The organism is Nostoc sp. CCY 9925 (assembly GCF_963920935.1).
Taxonomy (GTDB): Bacteria; Cyanobacteriota; Cyanobacteriia; order Cyanobacteriales; family Nostocaceae; genus Nostoc.
In genome coordinates this window covers 1-23,986 of the sequence record NZ_CAWUDO010000107.1, presented here as the reverse complement: position 1 = coordinate 23,986, position 23,986 = coordinate 1, and the positions used below count along the sequence as shown (strand labels likewise).

Genomic DNA, 23,986 nt, shown 5'->3' with positions numbered 1-23,986 from the left:
TCACAGGCGCAAATCTTCAACAAGCAAACCTCACAGGCGCAAATCTTCAACAAGCAAACTTAATGGGGGTAAATCTGAATTTTGCTAATCTCACCAATGCTTGCTTATTTGATGCCATTCTTAGTGAGAGTGACAAAAAATTAGCCGCCGATAATGGTGCTTTGTTTGCCAGAGAACCATTTCAAAAACTAAAAAATTTGCGATCGCCACAACCCTCATTAAACAGCAAAAAAATCACGTCAACCACAGATGTTAATTGGAACCATCCGGCAACAATCGGACTAATTGAAAGCTGCGAAGGCACAATTTTACCAGTCGGTTCATATGATGATGACGCAGTTGATGAAACTGTTTTTGGCAATAATTCAATTAGAGAATAGGGAGTGGGGAGTGGGGAAATGAGGGAGCAGGGGAAGCAGGGGAGGAAGAATAAATAACTAATGCCCCATGCCCAATGCCCCATGCCCGTTAGCCTTCTTGTGAATTACGGTAACCATAAAAGTTAATACTATAGTCAGTAATTCGCACTCCTGTTTGTTCTTCGATTTGGCGCAGAAAATCTTCTGGCAGTTGCACGTGAACATCTAAAATTTGATTTGTATCTATACAGTTGACATGACTGTGAGAATCACTGATGTTGCCGTATAAACGCCCGTCGCATCGTTCAATACACTCGATAATGCCTTGACTTGATAATGCTTCTAAATTTTGATACACCGAAGTGTGACCGATTTCTTTACCTTGTTGGTTTAAGCGGTCGTAAATCTCTCTAGCAGAAAGATGTTCATTTGCTTGCCAAAGTAGTTCTAGAATAAAGCGACGCTGCCGACTGACGCGCATACCCAGTACTTGACACCGCTCTACCGCATCTTCTAGGGAACGAATTGGCCTTGTAGAAATTGTTTGTTTTTGCATACAGCTTATTAACTGTTCGGGGAATTTTCCCATCTCAATGTTTATTGGTTATTCAATATATGCAGGGTTATTGCACACAATTTTTCTACCTGTACTTGTGTTTTGGCTTTTGATGCTGCGGAAGTCACAGGTTGCAATAATGATTTTTTTGCTTTTGATGCCTACTTTGTCAGACCTTAATCTAAAACAAACTCATTACAACTTTAGCTTAAAAATGCTATAAATGTCTACCTGACAGTAGGCGTTGCCTTGACAAAAGACGCTTATTCTGATGGGATACCATGTTAATGATGTAGTAATTTTTGAGTTAAAGGTGCGTAATTATAGCAGGTGTTAAAGTAATATTTCAATTGATAAAAATATGGCGTAAGTAGCGATCGCTAGACATTACAAGTTTTATGACTCAGGACTTTTTTACGGAATGTAGCGTCAATGGCTCAAAACTGCTACTGTGTATTCTCGATCCTAGAGTTGAGCATAAAGAAAGTGGCTGCTGAGTCAAAAACAATTGCGATCGCACTCAATAATGACTTGATTAACAATTTAGATCTGTCGCCTGCGTCAGTAGTAATTGAACAACTGCTGCAAGATGGGGTCGCGTCCCACGAACAGCAGCTACGATTTGATATCAATTACGATCTCGAACCTGGCGATCCACGGGAACTTTCAGAAATTCCAGAGATCCGCCTGTGGTTTGTGCGTCTAGATGCCAGATACCCGTGGTTACCATTTTTACTAGATTGGAAGTCCGGAGAATTTGTTCGTTATGCCGCAATGCTAGTACCACATCAGTTCAGTTCTCAAGAAGGCATTCAGTACAATCCCGAAGCTTTAGAGATATTTTTGATGCACAAAATCTTTATCTTAGGTGATTGGTTCAAACAGCAAGGCATTCCCAGCTTATCGCGGCTGAAATCTATGGCACAAATGCTGGGGTATGAATTAGATGATGCTTTTTTTCAAATGTTTTGAATAATTCAGGAGCAAAACCGGAGACGCTCCGCCAAGGCGCTAGAATTGGGAATTCAGAATTTAGAACTGCTTGAAGTGGGGAATTAGGCGGAAAGCTTTACCTTACTAATATTGCGTATTCCTAGCCGATGGCTAGGAATACGCAATATTAGTAAAGCTGTACCTGAAGTTTACACAGATAAAAGTTTCAGTGTTTCTACGTACTCGTTGGTTGTAATTCTCAACAGAATTCATTCTGAATTCTGCATTCTTCTTCAACCACCCCAAATTTTCTCCAAAACAGTGTTTGGTGAAATATCCGCCGTTTTGCCCGTAGGGGATTTAATGGCAAGGAATTTATCGTTTTTCGGCAACAACTTAGCTGGATCGGTGGGGCCAAATAGAGCAATAGTATAAGTTTGTACTGCTACACTGAGTTGTAGTGCCGCATTATCAGTAGACAACATCAAATTTGCCCCGGCAATCATAGCAGTTAACTTGCCAATATCGCCTGGGGCAGTCACCTTGATATCTGGAGAAGACTCCAAAAGCGATCGCACAAACTGGTCATCGTCAGCCCCCTTAATCACCACTACAGGTAGATCCGGCTGCTTGTATTGGAAATCTTGGATAATTTGCCGGCAACTCTCCACAGGGTAGATTTTATCCTGTTCTTTAGCTTGAGATAACTGCTCAGAACTGACATGAATCAAGATATAGCCTGTTTCATGTACCCCTAAACGTTTTTGTTCTTTTTGTGCCCACTCAATATCTGGTTTTGGCACATTTACTGCTAACTCTGGTACAGGAGTATTGATACCCAATGGTTCCAGCAGCTCATGATATGCTGCCGCGCCATACTGGGATGGTTTGAACAGCACAGCGTGGGTTAGAAAAATCGAACCCTTGCCTTTGTAGCCAATGCGTATGGGAATTCCCGTCAACCAGAGTAAAAGACCAATCAACCAACTTTGCCCAACAGCAATGGCAACATCGTACTCGCGATCGCGAATTGTGCCCACCAGGTTGCCCCAATCTGCCAGACTGTTACGGTCTTTGAAATCAAAAGCCAGTACCTCGTGAACTGACTTGCTGACCTGGTAGGCAGCCTTTGCTTGGGGTTCAACAACGACATCTATCTGAGCGTTTGGGTAATAGCGCTTCAGGTCATCTAGAGTCGGAAAGAAGAGAATTTGGTCGCCAATCCCGCCAGGTACAAGGGCTACTACTCGCATAATATTTATTGACGCTTACTCGCTCCTTATTTTAGGGGAAAATATATAGCTTAAAGATTGAGGAATTCTGTGTATTTACTAATTCCAGCTGCGGGAATCGGAAAAAGAATGGGGAGCAACCGCAATAAACTCCTACTGAAAGTGCGATCGCAACCAATTATTGCTTGGACTTTGTTAGCCGCCCAAGCCGCCAGTACAATCACTTGGATCGGAATTATTTCCCAACCCACTGACTGGCCTGATTTTAATGCAATTATCGCCGATCTCAAACTAACCAAACCAGTCGAATTGATTCCAGGCGGCTCCACCCGCCAAGAGTCAGTTTACAACGGCTTACAGGCGCTGCCACCTAATGCAGAACAAGTTTTGATTCACGACGGAGCCAGATGTCTGGTTACGCCGGATTTATTTAATTGTTGTGCCCAAGCCATTGGCCACTGTCGCGGTTTAATTGCTGCGGTGCCCATCAAAGACACCATCAAAGTTGTCGATCAACAAGGAATAATTCAAAGTACACCCGATAGACAAAAGCTGTGGGCAGCACAAACTCCCCAAGGATTTGATGTCAAATTGTTGAAACAGTGTCATGCTGAAGGCGTGCGTCAAGGTTGGGAAGTAACAGACGATGCTGCTTTGTTTGAAAAATGTGGTATTCAAGTCAGAATTGTCGAAGGGGAAGAGACAAATTTAAAAGTTACCACCCCACAAGATTTAGCGATCGCAGAATTTATCCTTACGAGCAGAGGTTTTTGAGATTGTTAAAATATTTTTGGCATTTTAAGATATGATCCCAGAGACTTGTTGATTGTTAGTTGTCATTTTTCTTTGTGATTGGTAAATAACTAATGACCAATGACTAATGACTAACGACTAATGACCAATAACCAATGACTAATGACTAAATGATTACAGCCACAGCGACTAAGATAGAAGCGATTCTCTATTTAAAGGGTAAACCCTTGTCGCTCGGCGAAATCGCCGAGTATGCCGCTTGCGATCGCGCCACTGTTAAGGAAGGCATGATTGAATTAATGGATAATTATGCCCACCGAGATAGTGCCCTAGAGGTAGTAGAAACCCCAGATGGTTACAGTTTGCAACTCAGATCTGATTTTCATGATTTAGTGCAAACGATGATACCAGTAGAATTGGGTGTAGGTGCATTGCGAACATTGGCGGCGATCGCTCTCAATAATCCCATACTCCAGAGCGATTTAATTAACTTACGGGGTTCAGGAGTATATCAGCACGTTCCAGAACTCGTTGAACTTGGTTTTGTCCGCAAGCGGCGAGACAGCGATTCTCGCTCCTACTCACTGCAAGTAACCCCGAAATTTCATCAATATTTCCAAATCGAAGAACTTCCGCAAATACTTTCTAACAACCAGAAGGAAGAACAACTAGAGCTAGAACTAGAACTGAAGGGAGTGGGGAGTAGGGAATAGGGAATGGGGCATTGGGGGTGTGGGAGGTGTGGGAGGATGGAAAAAATCTTTCCCCCTTGTCTCCTCACACTCCCCACACTCCCCACACTCCCCCATCTCCTCATCTCCCCACACCCCCCTCCTCTTAATGACTTATACCCGTGGTGAATGCGCTACCCTTGTACTATGGTTTAGAGTAGAGTTAGCAATTAAGCTAAATAAAACTGCCAATGGTGTTTAATCCTGACTTTTTGAATGACAACTCTGAGGAACACCCTAATCAACTTCTTTCAGATCACTCTGAGGAATACCCCAATCAATTACTCAAATATCTACAACATCAGTCTCCTGATGTTTTAGCCCGGGTCGCCCAGTCTGTCAGCCCTGAAATTAAACAAATCATCTCGCAAAATGTCCAAGGGCTAGTGGGAATGCTTCCGGCAGAAAATTTCAATGTACAAATTACAACAGATCGGGAGAACTTAGCTGGGCTGCTAGCATCGGCTATGATGACTGGTTATTTTCTGCGTCAGATGGAACAAAGAATGCATTTAGAACAAAAGTTATGAGTAATGAGTTGAGAGTTGAGAGTTGAAAATTATGGGTTAGGAGTTGTGGAAAATTTTTAACTCCTAACTTTTGCACAGACGCGATTAATCGCGTCTCTACTCCTAACTTTTGCACAGACGCGGTTAATCGCGTCTCTACTCCTAATTATTTTTTGGGGTAAGTTCCTGATTGCACTTTGAAGGTTTGAATTTTACCGCTGCGGTTGATTTCGATCGCTAAAATATCCCCGACTTTACTGGACTCTACCAGTTTCTGTACTTGGGCTGAGGTTTTGACTGGTTGACCGTTGACTTTTTGAATCACGTCTCCAACAATAAGTCCTCCCCGTTTGGCTGGAGAGTCCTCTGTCACTCCTTTAATGACAACCCCCGCTTCCTGCTGAATATTCAGCTGATTTTCTTGATTAATCTGCTGTTTTCTGCTGGGAGAAAGGTCTGCCATATCAATGCCCAAGAACGGATGTTCTACACGGCCTTTGGTAAAAAGTTCATTGGCAATGCGGGCAGCGGTTTCAATAGGGATGGCAAAGCCAAGTCCTTGGGCATCAGCGCGGATGGCAGTGTTAACACCAATCACTTCGCCTTGGGCATTCAACAAAGGCCCGCCAGAATTACCAGGGTTAATTGCTGCATCAGTTTGGATGAAGCTAACCCGCTTATCTGGGACACCAACTTGAGTGCTAGTGCGGTCTGTAGCGCTGATGATGCCAATGGTGACAGTATTATCTAAACCCAAAGGATTACCAATAGCGATCGCCCACTGTCCAGGTATCAAGTTTTGCGAATTTCCCAGCTTCACCGTCGGTAGATGATTCGCTTTGATTTTCACTACCGCCACATCAGTCATCGAATCAACTCCCACCACCTTACCCTCTAAAGTCCGACCATCCTTGAGGGTAACTAGTACTGTATCTGTGTCAGCTACTACATGAGCGTTCGTGAGTAATTGTCCATCTTCGCTCAAAATAAATCCCGATCCTGTACCGCGTTCAATGCGTTCCTGGGGAATTGGCTGCTCATCTTCCCCAAAAAATCGCCGCAAGAGAGGATTTTTCAAAGCATCAGAAATGGGATTGGCTACTTTGCGGGTGGCATTAATTCGCACCACAGCTGGACCAACTTTTTGTACTGCCGTTGCAATAAAATTTACATTATCGCCTCCAGGAACCCCGATCGCTCCATTGGGAGAATTGGGAACTACCGATTCTGGAGGCAAAGCTATTGTTACATTTTTTAACTGTTGGAACGAGGGATTTTGTGGCATCAGATAACGACTGCCAAACAAACCTGCACCACCGCCGATCACCAGTAAAAACAGATAAACGGCCAGTTGCTTTAGGGATAACTTCATAATCATTCTGCTCAAGGACAGCAATGCAGTTGCTAATTTCTAAGTGTAGTCAAGCCAACGGTAAGTGGATAGATCAATTTAGGAGGAATTAGGGATTGGGGACTGAGGATTGGGAATGGGGAAAGGGAAAGGGGCAAGGGGAAAAGGGGAAAGATTAAATTTATTCCTTTTCCCTTTAACCTTTAACCTTTTCCCCTGCCTCCCCTGCTCCCCAATTCCTAAACTCTCCATCTAAGATCTAAAGTTAATGCGCTCTTGACTTGTATACATGACTTTACCTTTTCGTCAACTATTTCTCTGTAGCTTAATTAGCGCCTTGGGTCTAGTATCCATACTGCCAAACTTGAACAGCGCCAATGCTGCTGAAGGTGGTTGCCCAACTCCAGCCCTATCTCGCTTCCAACGCCATAAAGTAGTTCGTGGCGAAACTTTGGAGAGCATAGCGCAGCGCTATAATCTCATTCCTACGACTCTTATCGGGATGAATCCAGCTTTGCAGAACAACGGGGCTATCGCCACCGTTGGCAGTGTACTGCAAATTCCTCCCTACAATGGGATTGTAGTCGAAGTGCCTCGTGGTCAAACTTGGCGGCAAGTGGCGGCAAAATACAAGGTTCGTGCTGACAGCCTTTTTGAGGTGAATGGCTGCCAACAAGACCCCAGAATCGTGTTTGTTCCGGGGGTAAATTGGTCGCCCGATGGTGTTGTCACTAAGGCTCCTGTACCTACTGATACAGGTACGCAAAACCGCGTATCTCTGTCTGGATATCCCTTAGCAGAAGTGGCAAATGTGGCATTAGCTTACGGCTGGCAGATTAATCCTGGTACAGGTCAAGTTTTCTTCCATAGCGGCGTTGATTTATTAGCACCAGTTGGTACAGATGTGCTAGCGATCGCGCCTGGAACCGTAGCCTTTGCCGATGACCAAGGTACTTATGGCAAGTTGATCATCATTAACCACAGTGGGGGATTCCAAAGCCGCTACGCCCAACTTGATAGTATCAATGTCAGTGTTGGTCAACAAGTGAATAAAGGAGAGTTGCTGGGAACTGTAGGCATCAGTGGAACACCAAGCGCCAGTCAACCCCATCTCCATTTTGAAGTCCGTTCTAGCTCATCTCTGGGTTGGGTAGCGCAAGATCCCAAGGGTTATTTGAAAAAATGAGGTTTGTTTTGAAACGCAAAGGAACGCCGAGAAAATCTCTGTGTTCCTCTGCGGAACCTTTGCGTTAAAAAAACGATGCTATATTTTCACTAGATTTTATGATGTGCATTCCTGCCTCTGCAAATCTGGTAAAGGCTGCATCTGCCTGTTTTGTGTAGTCCACAACACCAGGAACAACCACGGGAGAAGTGCAATCTTCTAGTAAATAGATTTTTTGAGCAAGGGTGGCATCTACCTGTTTAATTTCTGTTAATAAATCATCAATTGTCCAGGCTACACAATGACTTTTAGCTTGACCACCAATAATTACAATATCAAATTCTAAAAGTTGCTTAATTAACCGTGTATTCTTTTGAGCAAGTGGACGTTGCTCAAAATCTTCTAAAACTTCTGGGCGTAAAATAGAATAGTTTTCTGTTAAAGGATTTTCGCCTTTAATTTCAAATTGTGTTTGATTTTGACGAGCAATACCGTGAAAAAATATTGCTTCTTCTATCGATGAAACTAAAGCATGACCAATGCCGCCCAGCATTGAATGATAAGGCCAGACAGTAAGGGGATATTTCCCATCTTGACTAAGTTGCTTAACGTAATGGTAAGCATGTTTTTCTAATAATTCGTAATTGCCATTAGTAACACTATTAGCAACTGCTGGGTTGACTTTCCAAATACCTTGTTCGATATCTCTAGGAGTGATGCTAGTAGCTGCCGGGGTCGGATGTTCTCCGGCGGCGTTCACCCAAAATATCGGATGGAAAATTTGCGTTGCTGTGTGAGTATCTAAGGTAGGAACAATTTTTGTAATTACTCCCAAATTGCGATAGATAAATTCAGACAATCGCCGATTATCATCAACTGCTGCACTACCGGATTTTCCTCCCACAAATAATTCAAATCCAGGAATGCAAAAGGTGTTTTGGACATCAATTAATAGTAGGCAAATGCGGATTTGGTCTAAAGATGCAGGTCGAATTTTGTGTTGTTTTGCCCAGGTTTCGGCTGCTGCTGCAAGTTCTTGGTAAGGTACGCGCCAGACTTCGCCGACTTTTTCGGGGTTAAAGTGCGGCGGAATTGGTAGTTGGGTTGTGGTTTGGGTATTCATAATTACAGTTTGATTTATTCTGTAATAACATCAATAATTTCAATCCCCAAATTTTCTAAATCTAGTGTTACCTTAGTACACATCATCATGAGAACCTAAGGTTAGCAATAAAATCTCTTCTTCTGCTATTCAGGATTTGTCACAAATTTAAATAAAATGCGATTACGATCTACCTGATAAATTACCTTTTAGCTTGTGACTACGTAAACTGGGTTGAAAAGGATCTTCAGCTATTTGTTATAATTGTTGCTCAATTTGAGAGCGTAACTCAGGATTTTTCTTAACTACACGCTTAAAAGCGTTAACACCATCAGCAATTGAGCGAATTACAGGTATTGCAGGTTGGGTTATGGAATTACTATGAAAATAGTGCTATTGATAACTCAGTAAAAGAGCGATCGCTACTCAAGCTATTCAGTTCAAAGAATTTTTCAGCTATATATCTTTACAAACGAGCAAAACCTCTCAATTGCTCTTTATTTATTTACCTGTGTTATTTTCTTTTTTTTTCTAGCTACATCGTCCAAAAAAGCACTAGCTGTGGCAATCTGGGAAACAGAGATTTATCAAATCTGATATTTTAGCTACAGCAAATTTGCCATTACAGGTTATGCAAACTCTGTCCACACAGGATACTGCAAATACTACATCAACTCAACCTACCTTTGATACAACTATCAAGCGGCGTCAAACCCGTCCCGTAAAGGTGGGTAATGTCACCATTGGGGGTGGCTACCCCGTTGTGGTGCAGTCGATGATTAACGAAGACACTCTTGATATTGATGCTTCCGTGGCTGCTATTCGTCGTCTGCACGAAATTGGCTGCGAAATTGTCCGCGTTACAGTGCCAAGTATGGCTCATGCTAAAGCCTTAGCAGAAATTAAACAAAAATTAATTAAAACTTACCAAGACGTGCCAATTGTGGCTGATGTCCATCACAATGGCATGAAAATCGCTTTGGAAGTCTCCAAGCACATAGAGAAGGTGCGGATTAATCCAGGGTTGTACGTGTTTGAAAAGCCAAACTTTAATAGAACCGAATATACTCAAGCCGAATTTGACGAAATCGGCGAAAAAATCCGTGAAACTCTAGAACCTCTAGTAGTTTCTTTGCGTGACCAAGGTAAATCGATGCGAATTGGGGTAAATCACGGTTCCCTTGCGGAGAGGATGCTATTTACCTACGGTGACACCCCTGAAGGAATGGTGGAATCAGCCATAGAATTTATTCGTATCTGTGAATCTTTAGACTTTCGTAACTTGGTAATTTCCATGAAAGCTTCACGAGTACCTGTGATGGTAGCCGCCTATCGGCTCATGGCCAAGCGCATGGATGAGCTAGGTATGGATTATCCCCTACATTTAGGCGTTACCGAAGCCGGTGATGGCGAATATGGGCGAATCAAATCCACCGCTGGGATTGCAACATTACTCGCTGATGGCATCGGCGACACAATTCGTGTCTCACTGACAGAAGCACCAGAAAAAGAAATTCCCGTTTGTTACAGCATTCTCCAAGCTTTGGGATTGCGGAAAACAATGGTGGAATATGTCGCCTGTCCTTCTTGTGGACGGACTTTGTTTAACTTAGAGGAAGTACTACACAAAGTCCGGGAAGCCACGAAGCACTTAACTGGTCTGGACATAGCGGTTATGGGCTGTATCGTCAATGGCCCAGGAGAAATGGCAGATGCCGACTATGGTTATGTTGGCAAAACACCTGGTTACATTTCTTTGTATCGTGGCAGAGAAGAAATTAAAAAAGTCCCAGAAGACAAAGGTGTAGACGAATTAATCAATCTGATTAAGACAGATGGACGCTGGGTAGAACCGTAAGAGGAGTGGGGGATGAGGGGGATGAGGGAGACAAAGAGGCAGGGGGCAGGGGGGAGAATTCCCCACTCCCCAGTCCCTAATTCCCAGTCCCCAATTTGTAAAACTTTTGTATAGATAACGACCAAGATCGTCTGATTGTCAAGTATTTTGTTGAAATTAGTAATACATGCTTGACCTCTACAGTAATACCCTGTGTTAGATTGAGCATACTGACTATAAATTTTCCCTCTGACGCAGCTGTCATTATGGTGATTACAAAAAATAGGCTTGTTTTGGGTGCTACGGTAGTGACACTCTCCACGATCGCTGTTACTAGCCTTGGCATTCACTCACGAGGTCAGGCTTTATTTAAAGCAAGTCCCAAAGAACTAGTAGATGAAGTTTGGCAAATTGTCCAGCGCCAATATGTAGACGGTACTTTTAATCAGGTAGATTGGCAGGCTGTTCGTAACGAGTACGTGAAGAACAAGTCCTACAGTAATCAACAAGAAGCTTATAAGTCCATTCGGGAAATGCTCAAAAAGCTAGATGACCCATACACCCGATTTATGGACCCAGGGGAATTCAAGAATATGCAAGTGGATACCTCTGGAGAATTAACAGGAATTGGTATCACAATCAGTCAGGATGAAAAGACGAAGCAACTGGTTGTAATTGCGCCAATTGAAGATACGCCAGCCTTTAAAGCTGGTGTTTTAGCCAAAGATGTCATCCTCAAAATTGACGACAAAAGCACCAAGGGGATGGATACAAATCAGGCAGTATCTTTGATTAGAGGAGAAGCAGGAACCCAAGTCAGCCTGACAATTCAGCGAAACGGTCAGACAAAACAATTTAACATTAAACGGGCGCGGATCGAAATTCATCCAGTTAAATATTCTCAAAAGCAAACTCCAGCAGGTAACCTTGGTTACATTCGTCTGAACCAATTCAGCGCGAATGCTGGTAAAGAAATGCAAGCTGCTATCAGAGATTTAGAAACCAAAAAGGTATCTGGATATATCCTTGATTTACGTGGTAATCCAGGCGGTTTATTGTTCTCCAGTATAGAAATTGCTCGGATGTGGTTAAATCAAGGCACAATCGTTTCTACCATTGACCGTGGTGGTGAGCGAGAACGAGAGGTGGCAAATGGGCGGGCGCTGACAAATAAACCGTTGGTGGTATTAGTAGATAAAGGTTCAGCTAGTGCCAGTGAAATCCTCTCAGGAGCTTTGCAGGACAACAAACGTGCAACTTTGGTGGGTACTCAAACCTTTGGTAAGGGATTAGTGCAATCGGTACGTCCCCTAGAAGATGGTTCAGGATTGGCAGTAACAATTGCTAAATACCATACACCGAGTGATCGCGATATTAATAAGCATGGTATCGATCCAGATGTGAAGGTGGATTTAAGTGATGCCCAGCGGCAGGACTTGTGGCTCAACGAACGTGACAAACTCGCTACTCTAAAAGACCCCCAATTCGCTAAAGCAGTAGAAGTGATGGGTAAACAACTTGCTGCTAAAGGCACAGCGACAGCGGAAAAATAAGTATGCCTCTAAGGGCATGGGGAATGGGGACGCGGGGACACGGGGACGCGGAGAATAACCAATGCCCTATGCCCCATGCCCTATGCCCTATGCCCAACTCAAACTGGCTGGCACTTCCCACTTCTAATGAGTCCGACACGGCGGGCGATCGCTTCATCGTGTGAAGTATAAGGCCCCCACTGTTCTATAATGTCTGTGTTGCCCTGCTCTATTTGGTCGCTGGAGACGATTTCGCAATTACCAGCAGAACGCTTGACAATATACCATTCTTGTGTGGTTTCCATACGGGGAGTGAAAATTTGGTTTTTATAGTCAGAATTCTACAAAGCAGATTGCTAGGATATACATTAAGAATCTTGTTTTGTCAAGCTTATGCCTTCACCGTTTCCAGGGATGAACCCCTACCTAGAAAATCCAGGACTCTGGCCTGAATTCCATCATTGGATAATTACTGCGATCGCTGAGTTATTGGTTCCTCAACTACGACCGAAATATCGAGTGGCAGTTGAAAAACGAGTATACCAAATGATAGATGACAATTCTATTCTCATTGGTATTCCTGATGTGACGGTGGGACGTTCTGTAACAAGCATAGATAAAGAAAAACTTAATATTGCAGTAGCTTCACCACCTGCAAAACCAATAACTGTTAACGTTCCGATGCCAGAGGAAGTGCGAGAAGGATACCTAGAGGTGCGGGAAGTTGGAACAGGAGAAGTTGTGGTTGCAATTGAGGTTTTATCTCCAAAAAATAAGCGTCCTGGAGAGGGAAGAAAGGCATACGAAAGCAAGCGCCAGCAAGTATTAGGTAGCTTAACTCATCTAATTGAAATAGATTTATTGCGTGGTGGCGAACCAATGCCAATCTTGGGTAATCAAATTAAGTCAGATTATCGGATTTTGGTAAGTCGTAGCGAATTTCGCCCCAGAGCAGAATTATATCCCTTTGGGCTACAAGAGCAGATTCCAACTTTTTTGTTACCTCTACGTCGGGGTGATACAGAACCATTAGTAGATTTACAAGCATTGATACACGGCGTATACGATCGCGCCGGATTTGATTTGGCTATAGATTATACTTCCAAACCAATTCCGCCCCTTTTTGAAGCTGATGCAGTTTGGGCAAATGAATTATTGCAACAGCAAGGTTTACGTTAAGTGAAGATAAAAAAATTAAGACTTCAATACAAAATAAATTCTACGGCTTTGAGATTTCTGTTTCTGGTTGGATCATAATAGGTACTGCGCCTTTTCCAGAACCGAGAATTACAATTTTAGAATTATCAGATTGAGCTAGTTTTTCTGTGGCTTCAATCGCTCGTAGTTGTAGCACTTGATTGGTAAGTCCACCAGAGATAATTTTTTGGGAATCAGCTATGCCTTGCGCTTCAATACGCTTCCGTTCTGCCTCTTGGCGCTCTTTTTCTAAAACAAATTTCATCTGTTGGTTTTCTTGCTCTGCGTTGAGTTTGTTTTGAATTGCTGCTTGTAGAGTATCGGGCATTTTAATGTTGCGTAAAAGAGCTTCCTCAACTATGAAACCTAAAGCGGGTATCTCCTGGGTGAGTTGTTGGTCAATTTTTTGGGCGATTTCTTGACGTTTGCTAGAGTAAATAGCACTAGCTGGGTAGTTTGCAGTGATGGCACGGACAGTAGAGCGGAATCTAGAAATCACCAGTTGTGTTTCGTCAGTTCCAATTGTTTTGTATACTGTAGCTGCCTTCTGCGGATCGAGCTTGTACTGAAGGCTGACATCAAGATTTAGGCTCAAACCTTCTTGGGATGTTGTATCTACGTTTTCCTTTACATCCTTCAGACGAGTAGAAAAATTCAGCACTTTGCTAAAGGGGTTAAGCAAGTGAACACCAGGATTAAGAGTAGTTTCGGAAACCTCACCAAACAAGTTAACGACACCAACATTGCCTGGTGGAACAATTACCAAAAATCTAGAAATACAATTTAGTACTGCAATACTGCCAATCAATATCGTAATTGTGCGTATTGCTAAACGCGACCTTTCCCCAGATATTCTACCTGTATTGAGATAAACGAGAATTGCAATCAGGTTAGTTAGAAGAGAGACTATAAAGCCCATGAGTTTTTTTGTCTGATTAAGAAGGATATACTTAATCACATAATTCCCAAAAGCTTTTATGAAACTAATAGGTAGCCGAGCAAAAGTTGTCTATTTGTCGCATTCTTTTTTCAAATTTGTATATTTTTTGAGAATCGGATTTTATTACCAAATTATAGAGTCATCTTTTTGAAAAACTTCAGTTCTCAACTTGAACGAAGTTTAATTTATTTTTTAGTAGTCCAAGTCCACACAATGCTTAAAATTTAACGGATACGTACAAAGCCGGCTTCATTCATGAGTTTTTGTCCCTGATTTGTGAGCAGCATCTTGGCGTATGCCTCGCCCGCTTGTTGTTCTAAATTGCCATTATTCTGTTTAACTATGACAAACATTTGGCGCGTAATTGGATACTGACCTGTTTTGAAAGCATCGATGTTTAACTTGTTGCGCTGATTCGGACATTCCTCGGCTTTAATCAAAGGTTTTATGTAAGGAGCGATAAAACTCTTTCCTTGTCTAGCGATTGGTATTGGCTTAATCTTGCATTGGGGGACGACTTCTGGTGCCGAAGCGTAGTAAATGCCACCACGATCGCTTGCTAATTTTCTCAGACCATCTGTTGTATTGTAAACGTATACTACGTTACTCCCGATTTTTTCTCCGCTGAGAATGTTGTTAGCAAAGAACTCTACAGTGCCTCCATCTTCAAAGTGACGGGAGTAAGCAGTAATTTTGAGGTCAGGGCCGCCAATCTGTTTCCAGTTAGTTATTTGACCAGTGTAAATATCTTTGATTTGCGTTAGGGTTAGCCCCGGAATTTGTAGATCGGGGTGAACAGCGATCGCTAATCCTTCTAAAGCTACTGGAATTTGTTTAAGGCTAAATCCCCGTTGTTGAGCTTGTTGATATTCTCTGTCTGCGATCGGGCGGGAGGATTGGGAAAAGGTAAGTTGTCCTTCCAACAACATCCGAATTCCCGTACCCGAACCTGGCGTAGCATTGATCGCATCGGTATAGCGTAACTCAAATTTCGGATAAGCTCTTTTGATTTCAGGATCTATATATCTCCGAATTGCTGCCCAAGATGTGCTACCACCATAAAACCATGTTCCTTCGGGAGCAGCGATCGAACTAAAATCAGAGTCGGGTTTTTTGCCAGAAACAAAATATAATACACCACCACTCACAACCACACCAAGTAAACCAATTAATAACCACGGTTTGATGTTTTTCTTTGGTTGATGAGTTGAATTCTCTGGTTTGATTAAAGTCGGCTTTGGCGGAGAACTTTCGCGCAATCCTTCCCAAGTCAACGGTTCAACATTAGCTTGAATACAAATTGTTGGTAACCAAATTGCACCAGGGTAATCTGACTTAAAATGTTCTAGGCGTTTGCGTGCTTTTTTAACAGAAGTAAATAGAGATTTATTATTATGAGTAAATTCTTTGAAAAAGTACCTTAAAAAATCTATTGCTACCGGGTCTGGCACTGGTTCCCGCATCACAATAACTTGAGGTAAATGTACTTGTGCAAGTTGGTTAGCTAATCCCAACCCATCGCAGGAATTAAAAATTGCTAACTGTAATCCTTTATCAATAGCTTGCTTTAAAGCCTCCTTAAAATCTTCAATACTCAAGCTATCTTTGTCATTGAGTTCAATCCAACCTATCTGTCCATCTTCTTGACTGCCACTGTGCCCTGTAAACACAAAAATATGATAGCCTTGTTCATCCCAAAGCGCTTCACACAAATCTTTACGGCTAGGTTGCATTAAACAGAGTACTTCTACGCCATTTTTTTCTAAATCCTGAATTAGCTTTAAGTCATCTTTGGTATTAATGCCATCGCTCCGACCAACAGCAACTAAAATTCTGATATGTTGGCTTTGAGGAACTAATTTATCGGTGTGCTTATTTTTGTTTTTGGGCGCACTGAGGGCAATTTCGGCATTAGGATAGTGTTCTTCAAATAAATTCCATTCTTGCCAAGGAAGGCGACGTAAATCGATATCTTTGGCATCAATGATGACGCGAATTTCTTCATTTAATTGATGCAATTGCTGAGCGATCGCTATTAATCTATCCCGGATTGGTAGCCACTTATAATCGTAAGTATTCAGCCATTGATTTAGCTGGTCTTTGACTGCGGCAGTTTGTTCTGCATGGGAATGAATTGTGACATTTTTCGGTGTCAGACGTAACCCTGGTGCAGGAGAAACACAAGAACGCACAGCCTCGATTTGGCGATAGGCTGACTGCCATTCATTAAAGGATGATTCTAAGTTTGGTGGTAAGGGAGGCAGAAACCCTTCTGTTTCTTCATCCAAGTTCTTTACCGTCAGAATGACCAGAAATCCATCTTGCGAGCTGCGTCTGAGTTTCAACTTGACGATCGCCATTGCTGTCTCCTTTTGTTTGTTTTAAACAACAAACTTTTCTATCAGACTTGTTTCCCCTAGCACTATCTTGACACTGAATTTTTCCTCGTGTTCGCAGCTAAACTCTAGTTGCATCCAATCATCTGCGCTTCTTGCTTGGGCTTCCATGCTAGTGTTTTCCGCGGCATCAAGGACTATCAGTTGTAAATTTGCCGGTAGATGAATAGCATCATCACCTGGATAAACCCGCAGGCGAATGTCGAAAACTTCACTCTTGGTGGGAGTTAACTGCACTAACAACAGCACTTGTCTGCCTAAGTCAAACACTTTCGCCCGACTGATGGAGTTCGTTGAAGGACGAGTTATGGTGCTACTGCTTCTGAAATTACTTGCAAACACTAACTCTGGTGATTGCCAATCCGGCTGGAAGATTCCCGTGACCCATTGACGCAAATTTACCAATAGTGTTGGTCTGTGTATAATCTCGAAAAGAGCATCAAAAGATTGCAATTGTTCTATTTCCAGTATTTGTGGTGATTCAGTCATCGCCACTGCTGGAATAAATCCCAGTAGTTCTACATAATCTAATTGCTGACTAAACTCAACTGCTACATAACCAATGCGGTCTTGTGTCATGCTTGCAGGCAAGACGATAGCAACCTCACCTGGTAACATCGGACGACATTCAAGCTTGCCAACACCAGGCAACACTAAATCAGCAACATCAAAAATCGCCCTTAAACCGCGATGCCAACTATCGCTTTGATTTAGCGCCGTTTCAATGTTTAGCCATTTGAGATAACTGTGAACGGCATAAACAGCCAGAGTATTGAGATAAACTTGTTTGCCCTTTTGGGGGTTATCTTGCTGGGCAGCAAATTCCTCAGCCCATCGGTGGGCATTTTGGGGGAGAGGGACGCTTAAAACATGTGGTTGTGTGTTAGTCATTAGTCATATCCGAAATTCATGCCAATTTCTCTTAACAGGGGAAGACAATTTTTCTTCCAGTGAGAGTAAAGAGTTTGATTGCTTATATTTAACTCTCTAGCTATATCAGAGATTTTATGAGGTGGATTTTCTAGAAGTAAGCGCGTAGCTAATAATTGACAATGACATTCTGGCTTTTTTCGCAGACAACTAGCTGTTAATTTACCTTCTTCGTCTTGCTCAATATATTGTCTGATGCGTTTTCCCAGCGACTGACGTTGATTTTCTTGGATTTGGGCAATTTTGATATCCAGCAAATCTAAGGTGATACTTTGTGACTGACGATCTGGCAAGATATTTAACAGGGTTGTTTCGTCGCCCTCATCGTTACGTGTGCGTCTGTCTAAACTGATAGTATAATTACTGTCCGGTATATATAAATCTTTAATCCGCCACTTGAGATAGCCATTAATCCAGATTACTAAGCTTTGTTGCAGCGAAGGCGATCGCGCTTCAAATCCACAAATCTTCCGGCTGACCCATTCCCAAGTTAGATTTAATGCTTCTAAATAGTCTTGATGTCCAGACTTATAAATACCAGGGAGTTGTTGAATCAGCACAAGCAGTCTATTTAGTGCTTTCTGCCTCTCTAAACTCCGGTCTGGGTAGCAGCATACCTCATCAATCAGTTTTCTAAGTTGTTCATCCACAAAGATTTTCTCCCAAGCTGCTATGGGGCCATTAATTATTTACCCGAAAGACAAAAAAGCTTTTGCTGCTTGAGTTTACCTGATTTTTAATTCACTTATTACTTGTGGTTCTTATAAATATCAATAAGTTTTTATTACGTTGCTAGAGAAAAATTTATAATCCTATTGCACCCAGTCCAGCCAAAACCCAAAAGTCTTTTAGCTCAAGGATTGCCTTGATTTTATCGTCAACAACAAGAACCTCAATTCATTAAGGAAGTTGGGGATTTGAGTAAATCATTTCATAAAAATAAAAATACTGCCTGTGAATCTAATAAGAGTGGCAATCATCAAACTTGCTGTATCTCAATCAAAACCACTCTGAGTGAAATAGGTATGCTATATGAAAAAAGTTATGTACTGGTTAATGGGTGAAAAAGCAGGACGAAGCATAGTCGGTACTTGGAATTGGTTATGGGGAATGCCGATAGAATCTGGTGGTAAGGTGGCTGTGGCGATAGCTGAAGAATCACTCCAATCAATGCAGGAATCGGTGCAAAAGCTGGCTGAAGCTGTTGCTATTCAAGAAAGTTCTTACAAAACAGCTAAAAACAAATACGAGACAAAAATCAAAGAATTACGGACTTTGGAGCAGCAAGCTAATATTGCTCAGCGCAGCGGTAATCAAGAAGCGGCGCGGATAGCTATGACTAAAGCAATTCAGACAGAGCAAATTTTGCCCAAATTGGAAGAGATGGTGAACCAAGCTCAAACAGCTATCAATGCTTCCAAAGATAAGCTAAATCGAGAGCGCATGAAGCTAGAAACCTACAAAGCTGATATGCAAAATATGAAAGATATGTCAGAGGTGAACGAAGCACTAACGATGATTGCCAAAGTCAATAATGAATTTGACATTGGTTCGGCTAAAAATGATTTTGAAAAAGCTAAAAGTGCAGTTGAGCGGCGGAATTTAAAAACAGGCGCTTTAGCTGAAATGTCTGAAAACCCAGCTGAAAAACTTCAGGCTGAAATCGAACGTATGACTCTAGATGACGAAGTTTATCGACGTTTGCAGATGTTAGCTGAATCGAATAATGAAAAACTACCAGAATAAAAATTTATGAGTCAAAAAAATGCTCCCCCTCCAATTGTTTTTATCTTAATTTTTTTCGCTTTAATCGGTAGTAGCTATTGGTACTTTTTCAAGCGCGAACCAACACCCACTTTTTCTTCTCCTTTCAATACATCTATTCCAAGTTTCTCACCCTCAAATTCATTACCAAGCGGTACTACCGTGAGAATAGATGGTTCTACTAGCATGGTGACAATTAACCAAAATCTCAAAAGAACTTTTGAAAGTCAGTTTCCGGGTACAAATGTTGTTACTAATGCCAACGGTTCTCAAAATGGGATCGCGGATTTGTTAGCAGGTAGAACGGATATTGCAGCGGTATCTCGCCCTCTGACTGCACAAGAACAGAGTCAGGGATTGGTGGCGTTACCTGTGACAACAGATGCGATCGCTCTTGTGGTTGGCAAAGCAAATCCTTTCAATCAAGGATTAACCAGCGTCCAAGCAGCAGATATTTTTCAGGGCAAAATTAACAACTGGTCAGCCGTAGGTGGCAATAATGGAACTATCCGAGTTATTAATCGACCAGCAATTAGTGGAACTCATCAAGCATTTAAAGAAATGGTGCTAAAAGGAGCTAATTTTGGCACAACACCAAACATCACAACATTGCAACGTGACGCTACAACTCCGCTACTCCAAGCTTTAGGAACTGATGGTATCGGCTATGCTACTTTTGCTCAGGTCGCTAATCAACAAACAGTACGATTTATTCCAATTGATGGGTTGACGCCAGATGCAAGTGCTTATCCCTACCAACGGCAGCTATTTTATGTTTATAAAAATCCTCCTAATCTTGGAGTTCAAGCATTTTTAGGTTACGCAACTTCCGCTCAAGGACAGCAAGCTATGATTTTGAATAATTAATTCATCTAAAAGATGATTAATAGTGTAGAAACGTTAAACATTACGTTTCTACAGATTTTTTTGTGTTGCGTAGTTTACTGCCGCAGGCATCGCTGATGCTAAATTTCATTTGACACCTAGCAATTAAATCTGTATTTTCAAAAGCTAGTGATGTTTTCGATAATCATTGGAATTGCAGCATTTTGGATGGGGTGGAAACAGCATTACATTTTGCTAAAACTATGACTTAGATTCGCTTGCAAATATTACTACTTGTCTTTTTTACTAGAAAAGGTAATCTTATCTACTGCTGCTTTTGACAGCAGAGTCATCTTTCCAGCGTGCATATCTACCGAAAAAAGAGAATTACTTTCTTCATATTCGGGATTAGCAAGTGCATACACTTCGCCTGACGAAGAAAAGGTCAAGCTGAGCAAGTCTGCTTGTAAAAGCTTTTTGTCAAAAGTCAATGGTGACAAGCTGACGATCTTTCCTTTCCCAGTAACCATAGATTTGTTATCCAGATCTAGTTGCACCAATCTTGTAACACCTTCCATGCCGAGAGTTGTTGCATAAATTTTTCCATCAGGCCCTAAAGCAAGATTACTGAGCCGGATATTTGGTGGCAGTTGTGGCAAACCTAAATCAGAATCAAAAGTGACTTTTCCATTTTTCAGGTCAATTTCTACTAGCTCAAAAGGAGGAATACCTCCAGCTAGACTAACTACACCAATGAGTTTGTCGCCTGCGATCGCTAGCAGATTTTCAATAGTACAATTGCATTTTTTAAATCCTGATATTTTTTTAGATTTAGAAGATTTACCATCAAAAAACAGTAGATTACTATGATGACCCTTCTGCGTTGATACTGTGGTTACAAAAACTAATGTGTCATCAGATAGAGTCGTTAAACTAGTTAGTCGCTCAGTCGGTTGAGTATATACAGATAGATTGGCAATCTCAGTTTTTGTATCGGTGTTATCTACAGTTGTAGGAAGAATTTCATTAACGGTTTTAGGTCGAATTTGATTAATAAATTCATTTTTACCAGTTGGAAAATCTAAAGATATTAAGGAAATTGCTGGAGTAGTATTAGCTAAGTCGGTAGAGCCTATTTTAATTGTGCTTTGCTTGTTATTAAGTCGTGCTCCTATGAGTGACTGTGATATTTGCACCAATGTTTTACCTCCAAATTGTTGACTTTGTATTATTAGATCCTAATCTGCTATGCCATCATATTAGTAACGTGGTTAATTTATTTTTATATGTGCAAATTATAAGTGAAACCGTACTTTCCCGATAGAAGAGATATTGTCAAATTTCAATTTTCTCTCTTACCCACTGCCTAAATGCTCTGAGTGTTGGACTTCTACCTAAAGTTTGGCTCTGTTCGACAAAACCGGGAATTGCCTCAACAATAGGCAAGTTGGGAAAAGTAGGACTAATTTCAGATTCAATATATTTGCCGTACTGAAGAATATTAATTTGCAACTTTCCATTTTCATATCGCCAAAGTTCAGGAACTCCTAGCCCTTCATAAGCATCCAATTGAGTTTTGGAAGTAACATCAACTTCAATTGCAAGGTCGGGTGGCGGGTCAACTTTTAAGTCTATTCGTTCTTTACCAATCATCCGAGTATGATTTTGAATGTAGAAAGAATCATCAGGTTCTACACCAACAAGCATATCATTACGCTTGAAAGTAGTTGAGCCAAATGTCTCACAATCAATTTCTAACTCCTCCAGCAGAATTTTTACCAAATCGCCAATGATTACTTTGGCTTTTTCGTGTTTTGGTAACGGCATTCTCATCTCCAAAGTTCCCTGGCTATAAGCCAATCGAGTGGCTCGATGGTCGCCAAGTTCTTCTAAAATCGCCTCAAATTCTTGCCAGCTAATATCGTGGAGTATTACTCTATGTCCCGGCGGTACACTTAATTGTTGTAATTGCAGTGTTACCATTATTCTCACCTAATTGTACTTGTATTTTACCTTCATCACATATTTAGTATTACCTTTACCACCAATTGTTACGTCAACACCTTCTAGTCGGAATTGGCAGCGTGAAGACCTCTATGAACGCTAGAGTTTTACTAGCCCGAAACTTTTAGTAAGTGACATTCGTCAATAGAATGCTTTAACCTACGGCGTAACGCAGCCTACATTTAATTTTTTTTTAACTTATCCTTGTCAGTAAAATATATGATATTATCTAACCTATTACTTGATACTTGTACATAAATGCTTTGTTTATGCATAAGCAATTTTTTCGTCAGTGTTTAAGAGAATCTTTGAAGTCACGATTTTCTTTTAATAATCCTTTACTATTAATATCTATTATATTGATAAGTTTCGCAATTAGTAGCTGTGGTAGTCAATGTGATGAAATATGCATTAATAACAAAATTGATGAAGGGAAGACAGTTGTTAAACAACTGAAAGAATATAGAAGCGACAAGCTTCAAAAACAGTATGATGATGACAAGAATGAATATGATGATTATTATAAAAAATTAGAGTTTGAGTTACCAAACTTAGGCATAACAACACATGAAGAATTATTAAAGAGTTGTCAGACTAATTTTGAACTTTGCAATTTATTAGAACGGGCTGCTATTTTGCAACAAAGCTTAAATGTACTGAAAAATAAAATCAATAAATCTAATTTAAAAATTTCGGAATTAGAACAAAATATATGGAAATTAGAACACAAACAGGAATTAAAAGGTATAATTTCTCCTCAAGAGCAAAATGAATTTGAGGAATTGCGTATCAGCACAGAAGTTCTTGTTGAAGAACAGGTAAAACCATCAGAAGCACAGGATACAGGTAAGTTGACACAACAAATATTTGATAATATTGTCAATAAAAAATCAGGTGTGGCTCCACTTCCTGACTTAAATTTCAATTAATTGGACTTTTATGCTGAAATTCTGGAGATTTAATCATCCAAACCAACCATATCGAGAAGCTTTGCATACCTTATTATGCAATTATCCTAATGGATTGTCTGCTTTAGAAATAGCAGAGAAACTTGGAATATCAAACTCTGAGTGTAATAGATTACTTAAGAGTGAGCAAATCAGAGACGATATTGATGCTGATCCATCTACAGGTATTTTAATATTCAAAACTAAAGTAACTATTCCACCTATCAATACCTTAAATAAAGCGTTAATAATTGCCAAACAAAGCAAATTTTTATTAAAAGCAAAATTAGCTTTAATCTTGTTGTCTGCTAGTATAGTTTGCTTTAGTATTATTGCTAATAATTTAAATATTTTTATATCTTTTTTAAAACCAAATAAAGCTGAGATTGAATCAGAATTATCAAAACAAAATAAAATTGAAATACGAAATGAAATAGATGATTTAAACCAACGTATAAGAAATATAAGATCTGTTGCAGAGATATCAAAATGCCGTATATATTGGGATAATAGTCAAACTTGTTATATAGAAGGGCGTTTATTAACCCAAAGTGAGTTTGAAAAAGAAATTGATGAAATGAAACTACAAATTAGTCAACTAAGATTAAACAATAATCAATAATTTTAGCTTGAGTTGCTCAACTTGGAAATTCCGAAAAATATGCAATCCACGGTTGGCTTTAAGTTGCTAGCCCGAAACTTTTAGTTTCGGGCTAGGGTTAATTTTAGATTCATCTAAAATCCAAAATCTAAAATTACTTACCGTTGCCGTTACCACCGTTGCCATTGCCAGCTATAACGCGTTCAGCGAGTTTTTCTGGAACTTCCTGTAAATGGTCATACACCCAGTGGAAAGAACCAACGCCTAAGCCCGGATTTCTCACAAACTCAGAAAAAACCGGAGCGTAAAACTGATAAAATGT

The 23,986-nt window shown here is 40.9% G+C and carries 24 protein-coding genes; 13 read left to right on the top strand and 11 right to left on the bottom strand.

Annotated elements, in window-relative coordinates:
• Positions 1-380, top strand: a 380-nt coding sequence (locus tag ACM0OY_RS33235) for a pentapeptide repeat-containing protein (protein WP_414573026.1), incomplete at its 5' end; no start/stop codon positions are given.
• Positions 381-468: 88 nt separating this feature from the next.
• On the opposite strand, the gene ACM0OY_RS33230 is transcribed toward ACM0OY_RS33235, so the two are convergent.
• Positions 469-915 (bottom strand): Fur family transcriptional regulator, encoded by a 447-nt coding sequence (locus ACM0OY_RS33230; RefSeq protein ID WP_414573025.1) that lies wholly within the window; start codon positions 913-915, stop codon positions 469-471.
• Between the two features lie 486 nt (positions 916-1,401).
• Here ACM0OY_RS33230 and ACM0OY_RS33225 point away from each other — a divergent pair, with 486 nt between their 5' ends.
• On the top strand, positions 1,402-1,887 hold the full coding sequence (locus tag ACM0OY_RS33225) for a CRR6 family NdhI maturation factor (protein WP_414573024.1): 486 nt from the start codon (positions 1,402-1,404) through the stop codon (positions 1,885-1,887).
• A gap of 254 nt (positions 1,888-2,141) precedes the next feature.
• Here the strand turns inward: ACM0OY_RS33225 and ACM0OY_RS33220 are convergent, their stop codons facing one another.
• Positions 2,142-3,101: a glycosyltransferase family 9 protein gene (locus tag ACM0OY_RS33220; protein ID WP_414573023.1), complete on the bottom strand. Its 960-nt coding sequence runs from the start codon at positions 3,099-3,101 to the stop codon at positions 2,142-2,144.
• Between the two features lie 69 nt (positions 3,102-3,170).
• On the opposite strand from ACM0OY_RS33220, the gene ispD reads away from it, so the two are divergent.
• The 3 genes from ispD to ACM0OY_RS33205 all read left to right on the top strand — a co-directional run bounded on the left by ispD (position 3,171) and on the right by ACM0OY_RS33205 (position 5,094).
• Positions 3,171-3,854 (top strand): 2-C-methyl-D-erythritol 4-phosphate cytidylyltransferase, encoded by a 684-nt coding sequence (ispD, locus tag ACM0OY_RS33215; protein ID WP_414573022.1) that lies wholly within the window; start codon positions 3,171-3,173, stop codon positions 3,852-3,854.
• Positions 3,855-4,003: 149 nt separating this feature from the next.
• Positions 4,004-4,546 (top strand): SMC-Scp complex subunit ScpB, encoded by a 543-nt coding sequence (scpB, locus tag ACM0OY_RS33210; RefSeq protein WP_414573021.1) that lies wholly within the window; start codon positions 4,004-4,006, stop codon positions 4,544-4,546.
• A 209-nt stretch (positions 4,547-4,755) separates the two neighbouring features.
• On the top strand, positions 4,756-5,094 hold the full coding sequence (locus ACM0OY_RS33205; protein ID WP_414573020.1) for a DUF760 domain-containing protein: 339 nt from the start codon (positions 4,756-4,758) through the stop codon (positions 5,092-5,094).
• A 145-nt stretch (positions 5,095-5,239) separates the two neighbouring features.
• Here ACM0OY_RS33205 and ACM0OY_RS33200 read toward each other — a convergent pair whose 3' ends face one another.
• Entirely contained in the window at positions 5,240-6,445 is a 1,206-nt protein-coding gene (locus ACM0OY_RS33200) for an HhoA/HhoB/HtrA family serine endopeptidase (protein ID WP_414573019.1), read from the bottom strand.
• 268 nt (positions 6,446-6,713) lie between these two features.
• Between ACM0OY_RS33200 and ACM0OY_RS33195 the strand changes: the two genes are divergently transcribed.
• Positions 6,714-7,610, top strand: coding sequence for a LysM peptidoglycan-binding domain-containing M23 family metallopeptidase (locus ACM0OY_RS33195; RefSeq protein WP_414573018.1), 897 nt, complete (start codon positions 6,714-6,716; stop codon positions 7,608-7,610).
• Positions 7,611-7,674: 64 nt separating this feature from the next.
• Here ACM0OY_RS33195 and ACM0OY_RS33190 read toward each other — a convergent pair whose 3' ends face one another.
• Positions 7,675-8,712: an isochorismatase gene (locus tag ACM0OY_RS33190; protein WP_414573017.1), complete on the bottom strand. Its 1,038-nt coding sequence runs from the start codon at positions 8,710-8,712 to the stop codon at positions 7,675-7,677.
• Between the two features lie 610 nt (positions 8,713-9,322).
• On the opposite strand from ACM0OY_RS33190, the gene ispG reads away from it, so the two are divergent.
• Both ispG and ctpC read left to right on the top strand, forming a co-directional pair.
• Positions 9,323-10,549, top strand: coding sequence for a (E)-4-hydroxy-3-methylbut-2-enyl-diphosphate synthase (ispG, locus tag ACM0OY_RS33185; protein ID WP_414573016.1), 1,227 nt, complete (start codon positions 9,323-9,325; stop codon positions 10,547-10,549).
• A 245-nt stretch (positions 10,550-10,794) separates the two neighbouring features.
• Complete coding sequence (ctpC, locus tag ACM0OY_RS33180) at positions 10,795-12,081, top strand: carboxyl-terminal processing protease CtpC (RefSeq protein ID WP_414573015.1); 1,287 nt, start codon at positions 10,795-10,797, stop codon at positions 12,079-12,081.
• A gap of 98 nt (positions 12,082-12,179) precedes the next feature.
• Here ctpC and ACM0OY_RS33175 read toward each other — a convergent pair whose 3' ends face one another.
• On the bottom strand, positions 12,180-12,365 hold the full coding sequence (locus ACM0OY_RS33175) for a DDE transposase family protein (RefSeq protein ID WP_414573014.1): 186 nt from the start codon (positions 12,363-12,365) through the stop codon (positions 12,180-12,182).
• 88 nt (positions 12,366-12,453) lie between these two features.
• Between ACM0OY_RS33175 and ACM0OY_RS33170 the strand changes: the two genes are divergently transcribed.
• Positions 12,454-13,239 (top strand): DUF4058 family protein, encoded by a 786-nt coding sequence (locus ACM0OY_RS33170; RefSeq protein WP_414573013.1) that lies wholly within the window; start codon positions 12,454-12,456, stop codon positions 13,237-13,239.
• Positions 13,240-13,279: 40 nt separating this feature from the next.
• On the opposite strand, the gene ACM0OY_RS33165 is transcribed toward ACM0OY_RS33170, so the two are convergent.
• The 4 genes from ACM0OY_RS33165 to ACM0OY_RS33150 form a co-directional block, all read right to left on the bottom strand.
• Positions 13,280-14,176 (bottom strand): SPFH domain-containing protein, encoded by an 897-nt coding sequence (locus ACM0OY_RS33165; protein ID WP_414573012.1) that lies wholly within the window; start codon positions 14,174-14,176, stop codon positions 13,280-13,282.
• 245 nt (positions 14,177-14,421) lie between these two features.
• The gene (locus ACM0OY_RS33160) at positions 14,422-16,557 is read right to left on the bottom strand and encodes a substrate-binding domain-containing protein (protein WP_414573011.1); all 2,136 of its coding nucleotides are present in this window, start codon (positions 16,555-16,557) and stop codon (positions 14,422-14,424) included.
• A 21-nt stretch (positions 16,558-16,578) separates the two neighbouring features.
• A complete protein-coding gene (locus ACM0OY_RS33155; RefSeq protein ID WP_414573010.1) occupies positions 16,579-17,484 on the bottom strand; it encodes a DUF1822 family protein in 906 nt (301 codons plus the stop codon).
• The gene (locus ACM0OY_RS33150) at positions 17,484-18,173 is read right to left on the bottom strand and encodes a hypothetical protein (RefSeq protein ID WP_414573009.1); all 690 of its coding nucleotides are present in this window, start codon (positions 18,171-18,173) and stop codon (positions 17,484-17,486) included. The genes ACM0OY_RS33155 and ACM0OY_RS33150 overlap by 1 nt, the downstream gene beginning before the upstream one ends.
• Positions 18,174-18,555: 382 nt before the next feature.
• On the opposite strand from ACM0OY_RS33150, the gene ACM0OY_RS33145 reads away from it, so the two are divergent.
• On the top strand, positions 18,556-19,269 hold the full coding sequence (locus ACM0OY_RS33145; RefSeq protein ID WP_414573008.1) for a PspA/IM30 family protein: 714 nt from the start codon (positions 18,556-18,558) through the stop codon (positions 19,267-19,269).
• 6 nt (positions 19,270-19,275) lie between these two features.
• Positions 19,276-20,154, top strand: a complete 879-nt coding sequence (locus ACM0OY_RS33140) for a phosphate ABC transporter substrate-binding protein (protein ID WP_414573007.1) — start codon at positions 19,276-19,278, stop codon at positions 20,152-20,154.
• A 248-nt stretch (positions 20,155-20,402) separates the two neighbouring features.
• Here ACM0OY_RS33140 and ACM0OY_RS33135 read toward each other — a convergent pair whose 3' ends face one another.
• Positions 20,403-21,308, bottom strand: a complete 906-nt coding sequence (locus ACM0OY_RS33135) for a hypothetical protein (protein WP_414573027.1) — start codon at positions 21,306-21,308, stop codon at positions 20,403-20,405.
• A 139-nt stretch (positions 21,309-21,447) separates the two neighbouring features.
• The gene (locus ACM0OY_RS33130) at positions 21,448-22,095 is read right to left on the bottom strand and encodes a Uma2 family endonuclease (protein WP_414573006.1); all 648 of its coding nucleotides are present in this window, start codon (positions 22,093-22,095) and stop codon (positions 21,448-21,450) included.
• Positions 22,096-22,385: 290 nt separating this feature from the next.
• Between ACM0OY_RS33130 and ACM0OY_RS33125 the strand changes: the two genes are divergently transcribed.
• Positions 22,386-23,045 carry a hypothetical protein gene (locus tag ACM0OY_RS33125; RefSeq protein WP_414573005.1) on the top strand — a complete coding sequence of 220 codons (660 nt, stop codon included), beginning with the start codon at positions 22,386-22,388 and terminating at the stop codon, positions 23,043-23,045.
• 10 nt (positions 23,046-23,055) lie between these two features.
• Positions 23,056-23,685, top strand: coding sequence for a hypothetical protein (locus tag ACM0OY_RS33120; RefSeq protein ID WP_414573004.1), 630 nt, complete (start codon positions 23,056-23,058; stop codon positions 23,683-23,685).
• Positions 23,686-23,986 lie beyond the last annotated feature (301 nt).

What these genes read in the sequence shown, in the direction of transcription:
- ACM0OY_RS33230 (WP_414573025.1), bottom strand. Translation starts at nt 915, where the DNA reads ATGCAAAAACAAACAATTTCTACAAGGCCAATTCGTTCCCTAGAAGAT.
- ACM0OY_RS33220 (WP_414573023.1), bottom strand. Translation starts at nt 3,101, where the DNA reads ATGCGAGTAGTAGCCCTTGTACCTGGCGGGATTGGCGACCAAATTCTC.
- scpB (WP_414573021.1), top strand. Translation starts at nt 4,004, where the DNA reads ATGATTACAGCCACAGCGACTAAGATAGAAGCGATTCTCTATTTAAAG.
- ACM0OY_RS33205 (WP_414573020.1), top strand. Translation starts at nt 4,756, where the DNA reads ATGGTGTTTAATCCTGACTTTTTGAATGACAACTCTGAGGAACACCCT.
- ACM0OY_RS33200 (WP_414573019.1), bottom strand. Translation starts at nt 6,445, where the DNA reads ATGAAGTTATCCCTAAAGCAACTGGCCGTTTATCTGTTTTTACTGGTG.
- ACM0OY_RS33195 (WP_414573018.1), top strand. Translation starts at nt 6,714, where the DNA reads ATGACTTTACCTTTTCGTCAACTATTTCTCTGTAGCTTAATTAGCGCC.
- ACM0OY_RS33190 (WP_414573017.1), bottom strand. Translation starts at nt 8,712, where the DNA reads ATGAATACCCAAACCACAACCCAACTACCAATTCCGCCGCACTTTAAC.
- ispG (WP_414573016.1), top strand. Translation starts at nt 9,323, where the DNA reads ATGCAAACTCTGTCCACACAGGATACTGCAAATACTACATCAACTCAA.
- ctpC (WP_414573015.1), top strand. Translation starts at nt 10,795, where the DNA reads ATGGTGATTACAAAAAATAGGCTTGTTTTGGGTGCTACGGTAGTGACA.
- ACM0OY_RS33175 (WP_414573014.1), bottom strand. Translation starts at nt 12,365, where the DNA reads ATGGAAACCACACAAGAATGGTATATTGTCAAGCGTTCTGCTGGTAAT.
- ACM0OY_RS33170 (WP_414573013.1), top strand. Translation starts at nt 12,454, where the DNA reads ATGCCTTCACCGTTTCCAGGGATGAACCCCTACCTAGAAAATCCAGGA.
- ACM0OY_RS33165 (WP_414573012.1), bottom strand. Translation starts at nt 14,176, where the DNA reads ATGGGCTTTATAGTCTCTCTTCTAACTAACCTGATTGCAATTCTCGTT.
- ACM0OY_RS33160 (WP_414573011.1), bottom strand. Translation starts at nt 16,557, where the DNA reads ATGGCGATCGTCAAGTTGAAACTCAGACGCAGCTCGCAAGATGGATTT.
- ACM0OY_RS33155 (WP_414573010.1), bottom strand. Translation starts at nt 17,484, where the DNA reads ATGACTAACACACAACCACATGTTTTAAGCGTCCCTCTCCCCCAAAAT.
- ACM0OY_RS33145 (WP_414573008.1), top strand. Translation starts at nt 18,556, where the DNA reads ATGAAAAAAGTTATGTACTGGTTAATGGGTGAAAAAGCAGGACGAAGC.
- ACM0OY_RS33140 (WP_414573007.1), top strand. Translation starts at nt 19,276, where the DNA reads ATGAGTCAAAAAAATGCTCCCCCTCCAATTGTTTTTATCTTAATTTTT.
- ACM0OY_RS33130 (WP_414573006.1), bottom strand. Translation starts at nt 22,095, where the DNA reads ATGGTAACACTGCAATTACAACAATTAAGTGTACCGCCGGGACATAGA.
- ACM0OY_RS33125 (WP_414573005.1), top strand. Translation starts at nt 22,386, where the DNA reads ATGCATAAGCAATTTTTTCGTCAGTGTTTAAGAGAATCTTTGAAGTCA.
- ACM0OY_RS33120 (WP_414573004.1), top strand. Translation starts at nt 23,056, where the DNA reads ATGCTGAAATTCTGGAGATTTAATCATCCAAACCAACCATATCGAGAA.